We start from the raw sequence: 18,619 nt of genomic DNA on the forward strand, positions 1-18,619 counted from the left end.
GTCCGGGCCTTGTCCGTTTCAGGCCGCTCCATCGATCAGGTGTTGCAGTGCCGGATCGCGCGCCGTCAGCACCTGGAACAGGCCCAACGCGTGCAGGCCCGGCAGCAGCGCACGCAGGTCGACTTCGGCAGTGGAACGGGTGGCAACATCGCTGGCGGGATCCTGCCAGTCACGGACGCTGGCCAGGAAGGCGCCGACACTGCCCTTGCGCACGGTGAGGCCGTTCACCTGCACGTCGTTCTGATGGTCGGGGAGGATGTCGTGTGGCTGCATGGGGAAGCGCTCCGTTGAAGTGGGCCCCAGTGTCGGGGCCCGGAGGCGACGTTTCTGCCGTATAACTGCCAATCGATATGGCAGATCAGACAACCGCCGCATTGCTCGACCCCGCGCTGGCCGATGCCACCGATGGACCGGTGGTGCTGGCGGCCCGGCTGCACCAGCTCGGCAAGCGTCGCACGGCCCGCCACCGGCATGCGCGTGGGCAGCTGCTGGGTGCGTACCAGGGGCTGCTGCGGATCGCCGCCGACGACCTGCACTGGCTGCTGCCCGCAGGTCACGTCGCCTGGATACCGCCGTTGCTGCCCCACGCGCTGCTGGGCGCAGACGGGTTCAATGGCTGGAGCCTGTACTTCAACGCGGAGGCCTGCCTGGGTCTGCCCGCCACACCACGCATCTTCCAGCCCAATGCGCTGCTGCAGGCGGCGACAGCACGTGCGCTGCAATGGCCCCATGCGCCACTGGATGCTGCGCAGGCACGCCTGGCCGGCGTGATCGCCGATGAGATTGCCGCCAGCACGCCGCTGCCGCTGGCCCTGCCACAACCGCGTGACCGGCGCCTGGGCCGGATCGCCGCCGCGCTGGCTCGCGCGCCGCACGACAACCGCAGCGTCGAGGACTGGGCCGCCAGCAGTGGCCTGTCCGGCCGCAGCCTGGCCCGCCACTGGCTGGCCGAGACCGGCATGACGCTGAGCCAGTGGCGGCAACGCCTGCGGGTGCTGCTGGCGCTGCCACGCCTGCTGTCCGGCGAGCCGGTGATCAGCGTCGCGCTGTCGATGGGGTACGACACGCCCAGCGCCTTCATCGCCGTGTTCAAGCGCGAGATGGGGGTGACGCCTGCGCGGTATGGAAAGGACTGACGCATTCGGCACTACCGCCGCCTTTCCGCACCTCCTAAGCTCGCTGTCGATCTCAAGGGAAGAACAGATGAAGTACGACGACGCCAGCTGGCATTCCGGCGGTGATTTCCCCACGGATCTTCCTGCAGAGGCTGGGGCTACTCACATTGGCATGTACCTGGCGTGGCTGCTGCTACAGGGAATGGCAAGCGCGGAACTCGCGGAAGACGCAGAAGAAGACCTGCAAGCGCTGCTGGAACGCAGAACGACGCCAGGCCTGTTCCTGCTGGAGTGCAGCGACGGCAAATTCGTCGACGATCTGATCAGTGATGAAGCCAACACGTTCACCGCTGCGTACTACGACCTCGAGAATGGCCAGTACCTGGACGACTATGAGGAACAGCTGGGCGCCAATGTCCCGGATCTGTACCACGTCGCCGATACCTGGGAGAACTTCGACCGCCTGGCGCCGGTGATTGCCCAGCGCTTCGCCACTTGGCAGGCAACCCAATCCTGAAAACAACGAGGCCCGGCATGACCGGGCCTCGTTTCATATCCGCCGGGCACAGCCCAGCGCTATCTCTGCGGTCAGCCGGAGATGGCCAGGCGCTCGTTGTGATAACGGCGCACGGCGGCGAACCACAGCACGGCGGCCAGGCCGAGGCTGGCGCCGAGGTAGATGGCCCAGACCGCGGGTGTGATGGTCTCGTGGCGGATCACCTTCAGCAGCATCTGGTTCTGCGACAGGAACGGCACGGCGTACTGCCACAGCTGGCTCTTCACCGGGTAGGCAATCAGCGCATAGCCCGGCAGCATCGGCAGAAGCATCAGCCAGGTCATGTGGCTCTGCGCTTCCTTCATGCTCTTGGCCGCTGCGGCCAGGAAGGTCAGCAGCGAGGTGCCGATCAGCAGCATCGGCAGCATCACCAGCAGCATCTGCACCATCGCCATGATGTTCATGTTGAGCTGGCGGCCGATGTTGCCGGGGGCGATCTGCGCGCTCACCTTGAACGCGGCCAGGGTCAACAGCAGCGACGCAAAGCCGACCATGCAGGCGGCGGCGATCTTGCCGCTGACAATGGCACTGCGCGACCCCGGCGTGGCCAGCAGCGGCTCCAGCGACTGCCGCTCACGCTCGCCGGCGGTGGTGTCCATTACCAGGTAGGCACCACCGAGGAACGAGGTGAGGGTCAGCAGGATCGGCAACAACGCCGACAGCATCAGGCCACGCTTGGCTTCGGCACTGGCCATGTCCTGGCTGGCCACGTCCAGCGGCCGTGCGACCTGGGCGTCGATGCCCCGCGCCATCAGCCGCAGCGCCCCTACCTGCCCGTTGTACGTGGCCAACGCCGCCTGCAGGCGCGCAGTGGGCACCTCGGCGGCACGTCGTGTGCTGTCACTGATCACCTCCACCAGCGCCGGCTTGCCATCGGCCCAGTCCCTGCCGAAGTCCGGGCTGATGCGCAGCGCGACGTCGATGTCCTGCGAACGGATGGCCTCGGCCAGGTCCTTCGGCGCAGCAGCGGCATTCAGGCCCTGGGCAGCCAGGAAGCGCACCAGGTTCGGCGCATGTTCGGCGCCGATGGTGGGAATCTGCAGCGGCTGCTCGATCTGCGTGCGCACGCGGCTTTCGGACAGCTTGCCCATGCCCAGGATCAGCAGCGGGTACAGCAGTGGCCCGAACAGCAGGGTCAGCGCCAGCGTACGGCGGTCGCGCGACAGGTCACGCAGCTCCTTGCGCATCACCGTCATCAGGGTCGACATCATGCTCATGCGTGCAGGCCCTCTTCGCTGCCGATCAGTTTCACGAACGCATCCTCCAGGTTGGATTCGCCGGACTGCGCGCGCAGTTCATCGGCGCTGCCGGCGGCCATCACCGTGCCCTTGGCGATGATCACGATGTGATCGCACAGCGCAGCCACCTCCTGCATGATGTGGCTGGACAGGATCACGCAGCGGCCTTCTTCGCGCAGGCCCAGCAGGAAGCGGCGCAGTGCGCGGGTGGTCATCACGTCCAGGCCGTTGGTCGGTTCATCGAGAATGACGTTGCGCGGGTCGTGCACCAGTGCGCGGGCGATCGCGGTCTTGGTGCGCTGGCCCTGCGAGAAGCCATCGGTCTGGCGGTCGAGGATGTCCCCCATGTCCAGCGCGTGCGACAGCACCTCGATGCGCTCGCGGATGCGCTCGGCCGACAGGCCATGCAGTTCGCCGAAGTAGGCGATGTTCTCACGCGCGGTCAGGCGCTTGTAGACGCCACGCGCGTCGGGCAGCACGCCGAGATGGCGACGCACTTCCACCGGATTGCGCGCAGCATCGACACCATCGACGCTGATGCTGCCCTGGTCGGGGGTCATCAGCGTGTACAGCATGCGCATGGTGGTGGTCTTGCCCGCACCATTGGGCCCCAGCAGGCCGGTGATGCGGCCATCCTCGGCGCGGAAGCCGACGTTGGACACTGCCTGGATACGGCCGGTGCGGGTGTCGAAGGCCTTGTGCAGGTTGTCGGCGACGATCATGGTTCCCATCCGTTGAACGAGGTGAACGCCGGCACGTAGCTCAGCGTGTCCAGGCAGCCGGCATCCAGCGCCTTGGCATCGGTCGTGTCGATGAACTGGCCGAGCAGGCGCGGCATGCAGCCGGCAGTCAGCGTGCCGTGGCCCTGGCCACGGGCGACCAGCGCGCGTCCATTGGGCAGGCCCTTGAGGACCTGCTCGGCATAGCGCGGCGGGGTCACCGGGTCCAGTTCACCAGACAACAGCAGCGCCGGTACGTCACTGCGCAGCGGCACGGCATTGGCTGCCGGTGCCGGCCGGTGCGGCCATGCCGGGCAGGCGGCAAAGAAGGAACTTGCCACGTCGTTGCCGAACAGGCGCCCGGGATCCTCGGCCGGCGCCTGGTAGCGCGGCGCGTCTTCGCTGCAGATCACCGACCAGTGCATGCCACGGTTGATCTGGAAATCCATGCTGCGGTTCGCACCGCGCGCCAGCGAGGCGAGCGGTGCGTAGCGGCCGTGCGCGGCTTCATCAAGAACCAGCGGCAGCAATGAGGCGTACTGGGGTACGTAGGAAAACGCAAAAGCCAGGCCCACCACGCTGTCCGGTGTCAGCACATCCTTCCGGGTGTCGTAGGTGCCAGGATCGCGATACTCGACCGGAACCGGTGCACGGCGCAGGGTCTCGACCACGCTGCGCAGCTGCGCACGGGTATCGGTCGGGAAGCGCCTGCTGCAGGCAGCGTCCTTGCGGCACTGCGCCGACTGCAGGGCGATCGCGTCTTCGAACGTCCTGGCGAAATCGCCGCCCACCACCAGCTCATTCGGCACCACGCCATCGATGACGATGCTGCGGGTGTGCTGTGGATAGGTACCCGCATAGCGCTGGGCCACGCGGGTGCCGTAGGACGCACCGATCAGATTGACCCGGTCCACGCCCAAGGCCTGGCGGACCGCGTCCAGGTCGGCAATGGCTTCGGTGGTGGTGTAGAAACGTGCGTCCGCACGTCCCTGCAGGGAAGCCGCGCATCGCTGGGCATAGTCGCGCAGCAAGGCCTCGGAGGGCGCCGCGTCCTCGTCCATCGGCAGTTCCTTTCCGTCCGCGCCGAGGCAGCTGAGCGGGTTGGAGCCGCCGGTGCCGCGCTGGTCGACCAGGAAGATGTCCCGCTGCTTGCGCACCTGGCGCAGCGCGGTATCGACGATGACGGCCACTTCGCTGGCGGCCTGGCCGGGGCCACCGGCCAGGAAGAACACCGGGTCGGGCTGGCTGGAGCCGCTGCTGCCCGATTCCAGCCAGGCGATGCGCAGGCCGATGCCCCGGCCAGCGGGCTGGGCCCGGTCCTCCGGCACCTGCAGGGTGGCGCACTGCGCTTCCACGTTGGCACTGGCACCTACCGTGGACAGCGTGCAGGGCTGGAAGTCGATCGTGCCGAAACGGCGGCTGGGTGCATCGCTGGCGCCTTCGGCGGCGGGTGACGGTGACTGGCTGCAACCGGCAAGCATCAGGCTGGCCAACACTGCGGCCAACGCGAGGTGGTGTCTTTGCATCGTGCTCGTTTCCCCTGGAGGACGTTCCTGGCAACCACGACGGGCTGCCGCGGAAGATGTGACTCAACTTACACGGGCACGGCGTCGTCGGCGATGGGCAGACGCGAAATCTCCGCCGGCGTGGCGCAGGCCAGGCGATCGCGGCCGGCGGCCTTGGCCCGGTACAGCGCCGCGTCTGCCGCTGCCAGCAGCGTGGACAGCTCGCCCTGGCCGTGGTCCATCGCCAGGCCGATGCTGGCAGTGAACGTCACCGGCCCGGTGGCCAGCCGCGCCGGCTTCTGCTGCAGAGCGGTACGGATCGCCGCAGCCCGCGCCATCGCTTCCGCCTGCGTGCTGCCGGCCAGCACCAGCACGAACTCCTCGCCACCGTAGCCGCCCAGCAGCGTGTGATGGCCCTGCAAACCGTGCTGCATCAACGCAGCGAAGTGGCGCAGTACCTCGTCTCCGGCCAGATGGCCCCAGCGATGCAGAGCAGGAAGCCAAGCACGGTGAGGGTGGGGAAATCCACGGACATGCGGCGCTCATCGGCCGGGGCGGCGCGCGCATCTTGGCGCCTTGTGCTGCGTTCCCCGTGGCGCTGCCTGGCCCGATGGAGATGCGGGGTCTGAAAACGGCGAGCACGGCGGCCGGTGCCTGCGCAGAATCCGTGGGAAACCAAGGAGACGCCCATGCATGCGTGGTACCTCGGTGGCATCGACCACCGCCCGTTCCTGCACCTGTTCGAAAAGAGCGACACCGCGCTGGCTGCGCTGGGCATCCGGCGTCGCTGGGCCGGCGAATCAGGAGGACACCCCTGCCGGATCAGCCTGAGCGATCCGCCCGGTGGCAGCGAGCTGCTGCTGTTGTCCCACGTGCACCTGCCCCTGCACTCGCCCTATCACGCCTCGGGCCCGATCTTCGTACAGCGTGGCGTGACCCGTTGCGTGCTGCCGCCAGGCGAGGTGCCCCCGTATGTGCAGCGCCGGATGATCTCGTTGCGCGCCTATGACCAGGCTGCATTGATGCTGGCCGCCGAGATCAGCGCAGGCACGGATGTCGGCGCTCGGCTGGACGCGCTGTTTGCCGACCCTGCCGTGGCCTTCGTGCAGCTGCACAACGCGGCCCACGGCTGCTTCTCGTGCCAGGCGGATCGCGTCGGCATGACATCGACATGGCCGGATCTCCACGACGTGATCGTTGCCACGCCGGACACGTGATCGCCAGCGCATCCGTTCAGGCCCACGTGAAGCCCGCGGGAAGGGCTTCACACCCACAGTCACGGATCAGCATTTCCATGGTTCCGCACCCGGCACCGCAACTCGATACTCGCGATGGTGCCGCCGAAAGTCCGCCGCGCAGCGCAACTCTGCGGTCACCGCTCTCTTTCGACGACCACAAGGAAGCGCCATGTCATTCCGATCCACACCGCTGCTGCTGGCCACCTCGTTCGCCGCTGCAGGCCTGTGCCTGGCCGGCAACGCGTTCGCCCACGGCACCATGACCACGCCGGTCAGCCGCGTCTATGCCTGTTTCCAGGGCAATCCGGAGAACCCGACCAACCCGGCCTGCGCTGCCGCGAAAGCGGTGGGCGGATCGCAGGCGTTCTACGACTGGAACGGCATCAACCAGGCCAACGCCAACGGCAACCATCAGGCGGTGGTGCCCGACGGCAAGCTGTGCAGCGGCAACAATGCCACCTTCCGCGGCCTGGACGTGAACCGCAGTGACTGGCAGACCACGCCGATCCACGCCGATGCCAATGGCAAGTTCACCTTCGTGTTCAGGGCAACCGCGCCGCACGCCACGCGCGACTGGCGCTTCTTCGTCACCCGCGACGGCTGGCAACCGGGCAGCCCGTTGCGTTGGGCCGACCTGCAGGAGTTCTGCACGCTGGGCAATACACCGCTCTCTGCCGATGGCACCTACAAGCTGCAGTGCACGCTGCCGCAGCGCACCGGCCAGCATGTGATCTACAACACGTGGCAGCGCTCGGATTCGACCGAAGCGTTCTACACCTGCATGGACGTACGCTTTGAAGGCGGCGGCGGTGGTACGGCGCCGGCACCGCAATGGCAGGATGCCGGCCCGGTCACCGCCCGCGGTGAATTGCCGGTCGGTACGACGCTGGCACTGCGCGTGTTCAATGCCAGCGGCAACGATGTCGAACGTGTGGAAGCGACGCTGGCCGGCGGCCAGACCTCGGCCGCGCAATGGCCCTTGGCGCTGGCCCGCAAGGTCAATGCCAGTGCCCGGCATGCGCGCGTGGGCGTGCTTGCCAATGGCGTGATCACGCCGTCGGCGTCGGCCACCGACAATCGCGTGTACCTGAAGGACGGCAACCGCTTCCAGCTCGATACCCAGGTGCCGGACCCGGGTACGCCATCGCCGGGTGGTGATTTCGACCACGTGTACCCCGCGGGCATCGGCAGCTATGTGCCGGGCCAGACCGTGGTGAAGAGCAGCGACGGCAAGCTGTATGCCTGCCGCCCGTTCCCGGAGGGTGCATGGTGCAACGTCAATGCCGAGGCCTACCGGCCGGGCGTGGGCGCGGCCTGGCGCGATGCGTGGATCGCGTACTGACGCAGTGATGTGGGAGGCGGTGCACATCACACCGCCTCCTGGCTCCCCTGCCGCGCAGTGGGGCGCGCGTTGCAGAAACAGAGGAACGCAGCAGCCTTTCAAACTTGTCTGATGGGCATATGGCGGCTACATGGGAAGACTCCGCGAGGTTTCCAACACTTCGCAAAGGAGTTCCTGCATGCACCTGTCCCATCGGGCCGTCCTCGCACTGTCCGCCGTTGTCGGCCTGGCACTGTCCGGCAACGCCTTCGCCCACGGCACCCTGTCCAAGCCGCTCAGCCGCGTGAAGCAGTGCCACGAGGGCAATCCGGAGAATCCGACCAACCCGGCCTGCGCCGCCGCCAAGGCCATCGGCGGCGCCCAGCCGTTCTACGACTGGGCCGGTGTCAACCAGGCCAACGCCAACGGCAACCATCAAGCGGTGGTTCCAGATGGCGAGTTGTGCAGCGGCGGCAACAGCAAGTACCGCGGCCTCGATCTGAACCGCAGTGACTGGCCGACCTCGCCGATCCGCGCCGATTCGCGCGGGCGCTACACCTTCGAGTTCAAGGCACCGGCCCCGCATGCTACCCGCGAGTGGAAGTTCTACGTCACCCGCGACGGCTGGCAGCCGGGCAGCCCGCTGCGCTGGGCCGACCTGCAGGAATTCTGCACGCTGGGCAACGTGCCGGTCTCCGGCGACGTCTACAAGCTGGATTGCCCGCTGCCCAAGCGCAGCGGCCAGCACATCATCTACAACACCTGGCAGCGCTCGGATTCCGGTGAAGCGTTCTATACCTGCGCGGACGTGCGCTTCGAAGGCGGTGGCGGCGTTGAACCGCCGCCGCAGTGGCAGGACGCCGGCCCGGTCACCGCCCGCGGTGCGTTGGAAGAAGGCACCACCCTGACGCTGCGCGTGTTCAACGCCCAGGGCAATGATCTGGAGCGTCCGGAGATCACCCTGGCCGCAGGTCAGACCGCTGCGAACCAGTGGCCGCTGGCGCTGGCCCGCAAGGTCAACGCCAGTGCACAGCAGGCGCGTGTGGGCGTGATGAGGAACGGCGTGATCACGCCGGTCGCCTCGGCCACCGAGAACCGCGTCTACCTGAAGCCGGGCAACCTGTTCCAGATCGATACCCGCCTGCCGGGCCCGGTGGATCCGGTCGATCCGCCGCCGGGTGACGACTACGACTTCGTGTATCCGGTCGGTATCGGCAGCTACACGCCGGGCGAAACCGTGGTCAAGGGCACCGACGGCAAGCTCTACGCCTGCCGGCCGTTCCCGGAGGGTGCGTGGTGCAACATCAACGCCGATGCCTATCGCCCGGGCACCGGTTTCGCCTGGCGCGATGCCTGGGTCGCGTACTGAGGCAGGGCACCGGGGGTGGCGTGGCGCCGCCTCCGGTTCTTGGAGTTGCCGGCCAGCGGCCGGCACTACCAGGTTCGTGGGGCTGCCCGGCCGGCGGCCGGCGGCCGGCACTACCAGGGTTCGTGGGGCTGCCGGCCAGCGGCCGGCACTACCCTGACTTACTTGCTGCTGACGTACTTCTCGCGGCGGATCTGCGGGTTGCCCAGGCCGGCCGCCTTCAGCAGCTCGGCGCAGGCATCGACCATGTCCGGGTTGCCGCACAGGTAGGCGATGTCGGTGGCCGGGTCCGGCGTGAAACCGGCCAGCGCCTGCTGCACGTAGCCGTGCTGTACATCCGGGTGCGGTTCGGTCGGCAGTTCGCGCGACAGGCACGGAACATAGCGGAAGTTCGGGTGCTTTTCGGCGAAGCTGTAGAAATCTTCGCTGTACAGCAGCTCGCCCGGGCTGCGCGCGCCCTGCAGCAGCACGATCTGCACGCCGCGTTCGGCCATGGCCTTCTCCAGCAGCGGCAGCATGGAGCGGTACGGGGTAACGCCGGTACCGGTGGCGATCAGCAGGTAACGGGCGTTGTGGTCACCGGGATTCAGGCAGAACCGGCCATAGGGGCCGGACGCACTGATCTGGCTGCCCTGCTCCAGCGCCTCGAACAGGGCCGTGGCGGCGCCACCGGGCACGAAACTGACCGCGATGTCCACCGCCTCGCCCGGGCCCAGCGCATGGTCGTGGATGGTCGCCAGCGAGTAGCTGCGCTTGGTTTCGGTGCCGTCGGCGTAGCTGAAATGGACCTGGATGAACTGGCCGGGCTGGAAATCCAGCGGCTGCCCATCGTCACGCACGAACTGGTAGTGGCCGACGGTCGGGGCCAGCATGCGGCAGCCGACCAGCTTGAGGGGGAATTGAACAGGCACGACTTTTCGGGACAGTGTGTAGCCGGGGCAAGCCCTCGGGGTCTTCTATAATAGCCCCTCCCCGCCCCTCTCCAGCGCCAGCCCATGGGCGCGAAGGCTTCGAGCTTGGCATCCCAGAACGATACGGCGCCCGCCCTGCGCGTGCGCGACCTGCGCAAGACCTATGACAACGGCACCCAGGCCCTGAAGGGCGTTTCCCTGGAAGTGGCCCCGGGCGACTTCTTCGCCCTGCTCGGCCCCAACGGGGCGGGCAAGTCGACCCTGATCGGCATCATCAGCTCCCTGGTCAACCTCAGCGAGGGCCAGGTGGAGGTGTTCGGCAGCGACCTGGTGCGCAACCGCAGCGCCACCATGCGCCTGATCGGGCTGGTGCCGCAGGAGATCAATTTCAACCTGTTCGAAAAGCCCTTCGACATCCTGGTGAACTACGCCGGATTCTACGGCGTGCCGCGCGAGGAAGCCGAGCAGCGCGCCGAGGAAGAGCTGAAGCGCGCGCACCTGTGGGAAAAGGCGCAGGTGATGAGCCGCACGCTGTCCGGCGGCATGAAGCGCCGGCTGATGATCGCCCGCGCGATGATGACCCGCCCGCGTCTGCTGATCCTGGATGAGCCGACCGCCGGCGTGGACATCGAGATCCGCCGCGACATGTGGCGCGTGCTGAAGGAGATCAACGCTGCCGGCACCACGATCATCCTCACCACGCACTACCTGGAAGAAGCCGAGTACCTGTGCCGCCACCTGGCGATCATCAACCATGGCCAGATCGTCGAGCAGGGGCCGATGCGCACCCTGCTGGCCAAGCTGGACGTGGAAGGCTTCCTGCTGGACATCGACGGTGACCTGCCGGCACAGCTGCCGGTGATCGAGGGCACGACGCTGACCGCGCCGGACCCGCACACGCTGGACATCGACATGCCACGCGCGATGGACCTCAACCGCGTGTTCGCTACGCTGAACGAGTCCGGCATCCGCGTGCGTTCGATGCGTACCAAGAGCAACCGCCTGGAGGAGCTGTTCGTGCGCCTCACCGGCAACATGGAGAAGCCTGCATGAGCACCACCGAGCTGACCGACGGCCAGCGCAACCGCATCGCGCTGATGACCATCGTGCGCCGCGAAGTCGCCCGCATCATGCGCATCTGGGGCCAGACCCTGGTGCCGCCGGCGATCACCATGACCCTGTACTTCCTGATCTTCGGCAACCTGATCGGGTCGCGCGTGGGTGACATGGGCGGCTACACCTACATGCAGTTCATCGTGCCGGGCCTGGTGATGATGAGCGTGATCCAGAACAGCTACGGCAACATCAGTTCCTCGTTCTTCGGTGCCAAGTTCGGCCGCCACGTCGAAGAACTGCTGGTCAGCCCGATGCCGAACTGGGTGATCCTGTGGGGCTACGTGGCCGGTGCCGTGCTGCGCGGCCTGATGGTCGGCGTGATCGTGCTGATCATCGCGATGTTCTTCACCCCGGTGCGAATCCCGCATCCGATTGTGATGCTGACCACGGTGATCCTCGGCGCGACGATCTTCTCGCTGGCCGGATTCATCAATGCGGTGTATGCGAAGAAGTTCGATGACGTGGCGATCGTGCCGACCTTCATCCTGACCCCGCTGACCTACCTGGGTGGCGTGTTCTATTCGGTGAAGCTGCTGCCGGGCTGGGCCGAAGCGGCCACGCACGCGAACCCGATCTTCTACATGGTCAACGCGTTCCGCTATGGCCTGCTGGGCAGCAGCGATGTACCGCTGCCGGTGGCCTACGGCCTGATGATCGGTTTCGTGGTGGTGCTGACGGCGTTGGCGCTGTGGCTGCTGCGTCGCGGCGTGGGCATGCGCAGCTGAGTTTTGCCTGCAGGGCCTGCGGCCCTGCACCCGCCGAATCAACGGCAACGGCAACGGCAACGGCAACGGCAAAAGCAACGGCAAAAGCTGACTATCCGGGGGATGTCGGGGTGGGTCCGGTTGCGGGGGACGCCGTGAATCCGTCCATGGAGGCTTGGCCGCGGCATCCATGCCGCGGACACCCCCGCAACCGGACCCACCCCGCCTTCGACAGATTGCCGCTGCTGTTGGTGGGTGTCGACCTTGGTCGACACGATGGATCCACGCCATGCGTGAATGGAGCGTTCACGGTAAGGCCGACGCCCGGATCTTTTCGTTCGGGATTGCGGCTAGGCTGTGGCGATGAAGATCACTTCCATTCCATTGGACAAGGCCGTGTCGGACGGCCCCATCGATGCCTTCAGCCATGCGTTGCTGGGCGATTCGCCCACGCTGGATGAGGTGCTGGAATACCTGGCCTCGCGGCACGCGGCTGATCCCCGGTATCGCTACCTGTGCACGCTCGATGATGTCGGCCAATGCCGCTACACCAGCATGCATGCGTCCGACGACGCGCGCATCGCGCTGTACGAGGACGAAGATCCGGAAACCCCCGAAGACGCATTGGCGGCACGCGAGCGGTTGCTGGCGCATGTGGTCGCGCAGCTCGAGCATTCCTCTCATCGGCTGGAATGGAGCGCGCTGGCGGGCACGCTGATGTGCAGCAACGAGGACGTCGAGGCCCTGGTCGCCGCCAATGCAACGCCGGACCTGATCGTCGACGAGGTGGTCTGCTTACAGCAGGTGCCGGTGGACCGCGATGACCTGCTGATTGCCGCCCTGCCCAACGGTTACTTCAGCGCGGACTGGGACATCTTCCAGAATCACGCCCTGATCCGGCACCTGCAGGAGCACCATGGCTACCGCTTGTTCGGACTCGGCGCATCGTGGCTCGGCTTCCAGCGCGACAGCGCGCCGTCGCCTGCACAGGCAAATGCGTTGGTCGCGGACCTGCAGCGCGTCTACGCGGCCGGAACGCATGACACGTGGTCAAAACTGGCTGCAACCCTGGCCACCCGCACCACACTGCTGTTGGGCTACACCGAAGACTTCAGCGAACAACTGCCCTGAGCACCGCTCTACACGAGCGAGCGCAGCGAGCGACCCGCCTCCGCTCCTGATCTGTTTTCCGTGGTGGCCGCACCCGGAAACTGTCAGGGGTCGTGTGCGATGGGCTCGCGGGGGTATCCGCGCCATGGATGGCGCGGCTAAGCCCCCAGGGGTGAGGGCGCTTTGCTTGCGAAGCATTGCTTCGCAAGCGCCCGAACGCACAGCCGCCAGCGGCTGGGCCGGACCGCGGAGCGGGGTTCACGGCGTCCCCCGCGAACCCATCGCACACGACCCAGCTCATGAAACCAACTGCGCGAACCACCACGAGGGGCTCCGCCGTTGGCCGCAATCTCCGGCACAATCGCAGATCTGATTCTCCAGAAAGCGGTGAACGTGCAATGCGCATCCTGATCCTCGGCGCCGGCGGTACCGGCGGTTACTTCGGTGGTCGCCTGGCCCAGGCCGGCGTGGACGTGACCTTCCTCGTGCGCCCCGCGCGCGCCGCACAGCTGGACCGCGATGGCCTGGTCATCCGCAGCCCGCTCGGCGATGCCAGCTTCCCGGTGCAGCACGTCACCGCCGATGCGCTGCCCGCATTGGCCGCGCAGAAGCCGTTCGATCTGGTCATCCTCAGCTGCAAGGCCTACGACCTCGACAGCTCGATCGACGCCATTGCTCCAGCCGTGGGCGCGAACACCACCGTGCTGCCGATCCTCAACGGCCTGCACCACTACAACGCGTTGGACCTGCGCTTCGGCCGCGACGCCGTGCTCGGCGGCCTGTGCTTCATCAGCGCCACCAAGGCCCCCGACGGTGCGGTGCTGCACCTGGGCAAGCCGGCCAAGCTCACCTTCGGCGAGCGCGATGACGGCGCGGCGTCCGCACGCGTGCGTGCCTTCGCCGCTGCCTGCGCGCAGGCCCATCTTGATCACCTGGCGAGCGAACACATCGGCCAGGAACAGTGGATCAAGTACACCTTCCTGACCGCGCTGGCCGCTGCTACCTGCCTGCTTCGCGCGGATATCGGCACCATCGTCGCCACCGATGATGGCGAGGCGATCGTGCGCGGCCTGTACGACGAATGCCTGGCCGTGGCCGAAGCTGCCGGTGAGCCGATTCCCGATGCCGCGCAGGACACCGCGCGCGGCACCCTCACCCAGGCCGGCTCTGCATTGAAGGCATCGATGTTGCGGGACCTGGAGGCTGGCCAGCAGGTCGAGGCCGAGCAGATCGTCGGCGACATGCTGGCGCGTGCACGCAAGGCCGATCAGGAAGCCCTGTTGCTGCAGGTCGCCTACAGCAGCCTGCAGGCCTACCAGGCACTGCGCGGCGCGTGAGCCTCCCGTTGCGGGCCAGCGCGCTGCCTACGCGGGTGCTGATCCTCGGTATGGGCTGGAGCGGATGCGTGCTGGCCACGCAGCTGCAGGCACGGGGAGTGCACGTCGTCGGCACGGTGCGTGACCCCTCGTCGGCGCCGGACGATGGCCTGCTGCGGCATCAGCTGCACGCTGACACTCCACCGTCGCCCGCCCTGCTCGATGAGGTCGCGCAGGCCGAGGCCGTGCTGTGCAGCGTGCCGCCAGATGCTGCGGGCGACCCGGCACTGCGCCTGCTGCTGCCGGCTCTGCGGGCCAGCCCGGCACTGCGCTGGGTGGGCTATCTGTCGTCCACGTCGGTGTATGCCGATCGGGCCGGCGGCTGGGTTGACGAGCACAGCGCAGCCGATGCCACCGAAGCAGCCGGCGTGCAGCGCCTGCGTGCCGAAGCGCAATGGCGTGCGCTTGCAGAGGTACGTGGCATCGCTTCGGCGGTGTTCCGCCTGCCCGGCCTGTACGGGCCGGGGCGCAATGCGTTGCTGCAGCTGTCACAGGGCCGTGCCCGCCATGTGATTCGGCCGGGCCTGGCGTTCAACCGCCTGCACGTAGAGGATCTTGCGGCAGTGATCGTCGCGGCGATGCAGCGACCGGTTGCGCAGGGGATATACCTGCCCAGCGATGACGAGCCGGCACCACCGCAGGATGTGCTGGCCTTCGCCGCGAAGCTGGGCGGGTTTGCGATGCCACCTGCCGTGGCCTGGGACGACCCTGCACTCAGCCCGACGCTACGCCGCTTCTACGAGAGCAACAAGCGCATCGACAGTCGTGGCACGCGTGAAGCGCTGGCGTGGCAGCCGCGCTTCCCCAGCTACCGTGAGGGCCTGCGCGACCTGCTCCGGTAGTGCCGGCCGCTGGCCGGCACCACGGTTGATTGCCGGCCAGCGACCGGCACTCCCATCAACCCGCGTCGGGCAGGCGGAAGAACGCACGCGTCGCCGCAGTCGCATTGGCCGCCGTCACTGCAACGTCCTCGCCACGGTCACGCGCCAGTTCTTCCACGATGTGCGAGAGGAACATCGGTTCGTTGCGGCGGTCCTTCGGCATCGGCTTCAGCGTGCGTGGCAGCAGGTAGGGCGCATCGGTCTCGATCATCAGGCGGTTGGCCGGGATGTTCTTCACCAGTTCGCGCAGGTGCGCGCCACGGCGCTCGTCGCACAGCCAGCCGGTGATGCCGATGTACCAGTCCTGGTCCAGGTAGTCGAACAGCTCGTCGCGTTCGCCGGTGAAGCAATGCACCACCGCCGGGCCTATGCGACCTTCGAAGTTCTTCATCTGTGCCATGAAATCGGCATGCGCGTCGCGCTGGTGCAGGAACAGCGGCTTGCCATTGTCCGCGGCCAGCTGCAACTGGCGCTCGAAGGCACGGTGCTGCGCCGGGCGCGGCGAGAAGTCACGGAAGTAGTCCAGCCCGCACTCACCCACCGCCACCACTTCCGGGTGATCATGCAGCGCGCGCATCTCGGCATCACATTCCTCGGTGTACTCCACCGCATGATGCGGGTGCACGCCGGCGGTGGCATACAGGAAGCCCGGGTGCTGCTGCGCCAGCTGCACGGCCAGCGGCGAGTGCTCGCGGCTGGCACCGGTGATGACCATCTGCACCACGCCGGCCTGCCGTGCGCGGTCCAGCACGGCATCGCGGTCGCGGTCGAAGGAGTCGTGGGTCAGGTTGGCGCCGATATCGATCAGGTGCATGGTCATCGCGGGGGAAAAGTGCCCGCGCATTGTACCTGCGGCCGCCATGGCCCCTTATCCTTTGTCCATGAATGCCCCGCTCTTCCCGATTTCCCCGCTGCTGCCGCAGATCCAGCAGCACCTGGCCGTGCAGCCACGGCTGGTGCTGGAAGCCCCGCCCGGCGCCGGCAAGACCACCCAGGTACCACTGGCCCTGCTCGAAGCACCATGGCTGCAAGGCCGGAAAATCATCCTGCTGGAGCCGCGCCGGGTCGCCGCACGCAGCGCCGCGCTGTTCATGGCACGGCAGCTGGGCGAAGAGGTCGGCGGCACGGTCGGCTACCGCATCCGCTTCGAGAACAAGGTCTCGGCACGCACCCGCATTGAAGTCGTCACCGAAGGCATCCTGACCCGCATGCTGCAGGACGACCCGATGCTGGAAGAAGTCGGTGCGATCCTGTTCGACGAATTCCACGAGCGCCATCTCAGCGGTGACCTCGGCCTGGCGCTGGCGCTGGACGTGCAGGCGCAGCTGCGCGATGACCTGCGACTGGTAGTGATGTCGGCCACGCTGGATGGCGAGCGCCTGGCACGCTTCCTCGATGCGCCGCGGCTGAGCAGCGAGGGCCGCAGCTACCCGGTGACGGTCAGCCATTTCCCGGCGCGCCGCGATGAGACGCTGGAACTGCAGGTGCGCCGCGCGGTGCAGCAGGCCCTGGCCGATCACCCCGGTGACCTGCTGGTGTTCCTGCCCGGCCAGCGCGAGATCGCGCGGGTGCAGGCTGGCCTGCAGGAATCGCTGGATGCCGGCGTCGAAGTACTGGCCCTGCATGGTGAGCTGCCGGTGGAACAGCAGGCGCGCGTGCTGCAGGCCGCCAGCGATGGCCGCCGCCGCGTGGTGCTGGCCACCAACGTGGCCGAGTCGTCGGTGACCCTGCCCGGCGTGCGCGTGGTGATCGACAGCGGCCAGGCACGCGAACCGCGCTACGACCCCAACAGCGGCTTCACCCGGCTGGACGTGGTGTCCATCGCCCAGGCGTCGGCCGACCAGCGCGCCGGTCGCGCCGGTCGCGTGGCCGAAGGCGTGGCCTGGCGGCTGTGGCCGCAGTCGCAGCGATTGGAGCCGCAGCGCCGCGCCGAGATCGACCAAGTGGAACTGGCCGGACTGGCACTGGAACTGGCCGCCTGGGGCAGCAGCGACCTGCGCTTCCTCGATCCGCCACCTGCCGGCCCGATGGGCGCCGCCCGCGAACTGCTGCAGCGGTTGGGCGCATTGTCCAGCAGTGGTGCGATCACCGCACTCGGCCGCCGCGTACTGGCGCTGGGTACGCACCCACGGATGGCGGCGATGCTGCTGGCCGCGCCCGATACACGTTCGCAGGCGCTGGCGGCCGATCTGGCCGCGCTGCTGGAAGCGCGCGATCCGCTGCGCCAGGGCGGTGACGCGCTGGCGAGCCGCTGGCGCGCACTGGCCGCGTTCCGCAATGGCCGCACACCGGGCGATGCCAACCGCAGCGGGCTGGCCGCCATCGATGCCGCCGCCAAGCAGTGGCGTCGCCGCCTGCGCTGCGAAGCCACGCCGCCGGCCAGCATCGAGGCCCATGCGCTGGGCGACCTGCTCGCTCACGCCTTCCCTGATCGGATCGGCTTCCAGCATCCCAGCGATCCACTGCGTTACCTGCTGGCCAATGGGCGCAGCGCGCGCCTGCACGAGCTGAGCGACCTGCGTGGCGAACCGTGGCTGGTGGCCAGCGAGCTTCGCTTTGAGGCACGCGATGCGCTGCTGCTGCGTGCCGCACCGGTGGACGAAGGCCAGCTGCGCAGGGCGTCGCCGGAGCGCTTCGTCACCGAAGACGTGGTGCGCTGGGACAGCGAGCGCCGCGCCCTGGTGGCCCTGCGCGAGACCCGTTTCGACCGGATCGTGTTGGACAGCCGCTCGGCCGGCCGGGTCGATCCGCAGCACGCCGCGCAGGCGCTGACCGATGCGGTGGCCGAGCTCGGCCTGCAGGCGCTGCCGTGGACCGAAGGCCTGCGCCAGTGGCAGGCACGGGTGGAATCGCTGCGCCGCTGGATGCCCGAGCTCGGCCTGCCCGACTGCAGCGACGACGCCCTGCTGGCCAACCGTGCGCAGTGGCTGCAGCCCGCGTTCGCCGGCAAGACGCGACTGGATGCGCTGGACGAATCCAGCTTTGGCGAAGCGCTGAAATCGCCACTGGAGTGGTCACAACGGCAGCTGGTCGAGCGTCATGCGCCGACCCGCATTACCGTGCCGTCCGGACTGGAGCGGCCGATCACCTATGCGCTGGACAGCGAGAGCGGCGATCCGCTGCCGCCGGTGCTGGCGGTGAAGCTGCAGGAACTGTTCGGCCTGGCCGACACGCCGCGCATCGCCGATGGCCGCGTGCCGCTGACCCTGCACCTGCTCTCCCCCGGTGGCCGCCCGCTGCAGGTCACCCAGGACCTGCGCAACTTCTGGGAAAGCACCTACGCCGAAGTGAAAAAGGAGATGAAGGGCCGTTACCCGCGCCACCCATGGCCGGATGATCCGTGGACGGCGACGGCCACGCACCGGGCCAAGCCGCGCGGAACCTGACGGGCGGGGTCGGATCCCATTGCATCGCGATGGGCTCTGACCCCAGGCGTGGCGCTGGGGTCAGAGCCGTTTCCCAA

The 18,619-nt window shown here is 67.8% G+C and carries 18 protein-coding genes; 11 read left to right on the plus strand and 7 right to left on the minus strand.

Features of this window, described 5'->3' with window-relative positions:
- Positions 1 to 18: 18 nt before the first annotated feature.
- Complete coding sequence (locus AC5P9F_RS16730) at positions 19 to 273, minus strand: hypothetical protein (protein WP_495232001.1); 255 nt, start codon at positions 271 to 273, stop codon at positions 19 to 21.
- 77 nt (positions 274 to 350) lie between these two features.
- Between AC5P9F_RS16730 and AC5P9F_RS16735 the strand changes: the two genes are divergently transcribed.
- Together AC5P9F_RS16735 and AC5P9F_RS16740 are read left to right on the plus strand one after the other, a co-directional pair.
- Positions 351 to 1,136 (plus strand): helix-turn-helix domain-containing protein, encoded by a 786-nt coding sequence (locus tag AC5P9F_RS16735; protein ID WP_099473832.1) that lies wholly within the window; start codon positions 351 to 353, stop codon positions 1,134 to 1,136.
- Positions 1,137 to 1,203: 67 nt separating this feature from the next.
- Complete coding sequence (locus AC5P9F_RS16740) at positions 1,204 to 1,632, plus strand: DUF7832 domain-containing protein (protein ID WP_062605400.1); 429 nt, start codon at positions 1,204 to 1,206, stop codon at positions 1,630 to 1,632.
- A gap of 71 nt (positions 1,633 to 1,703) precedes the next feature.
- Here the strand turns inward: AC5P9F_RS16740 and AC5P9F_RS16745 are convergent, their stop codons facing one another.
- From AC5P9F_RS16745 to AC5P9F_RS16760, 4 genes are all read right to left on the minus strand, one after another.
- On the minus strand, positions 1,704 to 2,888 hold the full coding sequence (locus AC5P9F_RS16745) for an ABC transporter permease (protein WP_032967061.1): 1,185 nt from the start codon (positions 2,886 to 2,888) through the stop codon (positions 1,704 to 1,706).
- The gene (locus AC5P9F_RS16750) at positions 2,885 to 3,631 is read right to left on the minus strand and encodes an ABC transporter ATP-binding protein (RefSeq protein ID WP_005411560.1); all 747 of its coding nucleotides are present in this window, start codon (positions 3,629 to 3,631) and stop codon (positions 2,885 to 2,887) included. The genes AC5P9F_RS16745 and AC5P9F_RS16750 overlap by 4 nt, the downstream gene beginning before the upstream one ends.
- A complete protein-coding gene (locus tag AC5P9F_RS16755) occupies positions 3,628 to 5,154 on the minus strand; it encodes an alpha/beta hydrolase (RefSeq protein WP_062605398.1) in 1,527 nt (508 codons plus the stop codon). The genes AC5P9F_RS16750 and AC5P9F_RS16755 overlap by 4 nt, the downstream gene beginning before the upstream one ends.
- A gap of 68 nt (positions 5,155 to 5,222) precedes the next feature.
- Positions 5,223 to 5,624: a diguanylate cyclase gene (locus AC5P9F_RS16760; protein ID WP_495232002.1), complete on the minus strand. Its 402-nt coding sequence runs from the start codon at positions 5,622 to 5,624 to the stop codon at positions 5,223 to 5,225.
- 198 nt (positions 5,625 to 5,822) lie between these two features.
- On the opposite strand from AC5P9F_RS16760, the gene AC5P9F_RS16765 reads away from it, so the two are divergent.
- From AC5P9F_RS16765 to AC5P9F_RS16775, 3 genes are all read left to right on the plus strand, one after another.
- Complete coding sequence (locus tag AC5P9F_RS16765; protein WP_164225697.1) at positions 5,823 to 6,350, plus strand: DUF1203 domain-containing protein; 528 nt, start codon at positions 5,823 to 5,825, stop codon at positions 6,348 to 6,350.
- A gap of 190 nt (positions 6,351 to 6,540) precedes the next feature.
- The gene (locus tag AC5P9F_RS16770; RefSeq protein WP_012481568.1) at positions 6,541 to 7,713 is read left to right on the plus strand and encodes a lytic polysaccharide monooxygenase; all 1,173 of its coding nucleotides are present in this window, start codon (positions 6,541 to 6,543) and stop codon (positions 7,711 to 7,713) included.
- A 178-nt stretch (positions 7,714 to 7,891) separates the two neighbouring features.
- A complete protein-coding gene (locus tag AC5P9F_RS16775; protein WP_076739697.1) occupies positions 7,892 to 9,061 on the plus strand; it encodes a lytic polysaccharide monooxygenase in 1,170 nt (389 codons plus the stop codon).
- A 158-nt stretch (positions 9,062 to 9,219) separates the two neighbouring features.
- On the opposite strand, the gene AC5P9F_RS16780 is transcribed toward AC5P9F_RS16775, so the two are convergent.
- Positions 9,220 to 9,969 carry a ferredoxin--NADP reductase gene (locus AC5P9F_RS16780; RefSeq protein WP_080104359.1) on the minus strand — a complete coding sequence of 250 codons (750 nt, stop codon included), beginning with the start codon at positions 9,967 to 9,969 and terminating at the stop codon, positions 9,220 to 9,222.
- Between the two features lie 84 nt (positions 9,970 to 10,053).
- On the opposite strand from AC5P9F_RS16780, the gene AC5P9F_RS16785 reads away from it, so the two are divergent.
- The 5 genes from AC5P9F_RS16785 (at position 10,054) to AC5P9F_RS16805 (ending at position 15,117) form a co-directional block, all read left to right on the plus strand.
- Complete coding sequence (locus AC5P9F_RS16785; protein ID WP_053496779.1) at positions 10,054 to 11,022, plus strand: ABC transporter ATP-binding protein; 969 nt, start codon at positions 10,054 to 10,056, stop codon at positions 11,020 to 11,022.
- Positions 11,019 to 11,810 carry an ABC transporter permease gene (locus AC5P9F_RS16790; RefSeq protein ID WP_005420226.1) on the plus strand — a complete coding sequence of 264 codons (792 nt, stop codon included), beginning with the start codon at positions 11,019 to 11,021 and terminating at the stop codon, positions 11,808 to 11,810. The genes AC5P9F_RS16785 and AC5P9F_RS16790 overlap by 4 nt, the downstream gene beginning before the upstream one ends.
- Positions 11,811 to 12,152: 342 nt before the next feature.
- On the plus strand, positions 12,153 to 12,920 hold the full coding sequence (locus AC5P9F_RS16795; protein ID WP_274849959.1) for a hypothetical protein: 768 nt from the start codon (positions 12,153 to 12,155) through the stop codon (positions 12,918 to 12,920).
- Between the two features lie 377 nt (positions 12,921 to 13,297).
- Positions 13,298 to 14,236, plus strand: a complete 939-nt coding sequence (gene panE, locus AC5P9F_RS16800; protein ID WP_274849960.1) for a 2-dehydropantoate 2-reductase — start codon at positions 13,298 to 13,300, stop codon at positions 14,234 to 14,236.
- Positions 14,233 to 15,117, plus strand: coding sequence for an NAD-dependent epimerase/dehydratase family protein (locus AC5P9F_RS16805; protein WP_043034470.1), 885 nt, complete (start codon positions 14,233 to 14,235; stop codon positions 15,115 to 15,117). The genes panE and AC5P9F_RS16805 overlap by 4 nt, the downstream gene beginning before the upstream one ends.
- Before the next feature lie 55 nt (positions 15,118 to 15,172).
- Here AC5P9F_RS16805 and AC5P9F_RS16810 read toward each other — a convergent pair whose 3' ends face one another.
- A complete protein-coding gene (locus AC5P9F_RS16810) occupies positions 15,173 to 15,970 on the minus strand; it encodes a TatD family hydrolase (protein WP_043034484.1) in 798 nt (265 codons plus the stop codon).
- Between the two features lie 67 nt (positions 15,971 to 16,037).
- Between AC5P9F_RS16810 and hrpB the strand changes: the two genes are divergently transcribed.
- Complete coding sequence (gene hrpB / locus AC5P9F_RS16815; RefSeq protein WP_099596112.1) at positions 16,038 to 18,542, plus strand: ATP-dependent helicase HrpB; 2,505 nt, start codon at positions 16,038 to 16,040, stop codon at positions 18,540 to 18,542.
- Positions 18,543 to 18,619: the final 77 nt, after the last annotated feature.

The organism is Stenotrophomonas sp. YJH_SMC_4 (assembly GCF_059371575.1).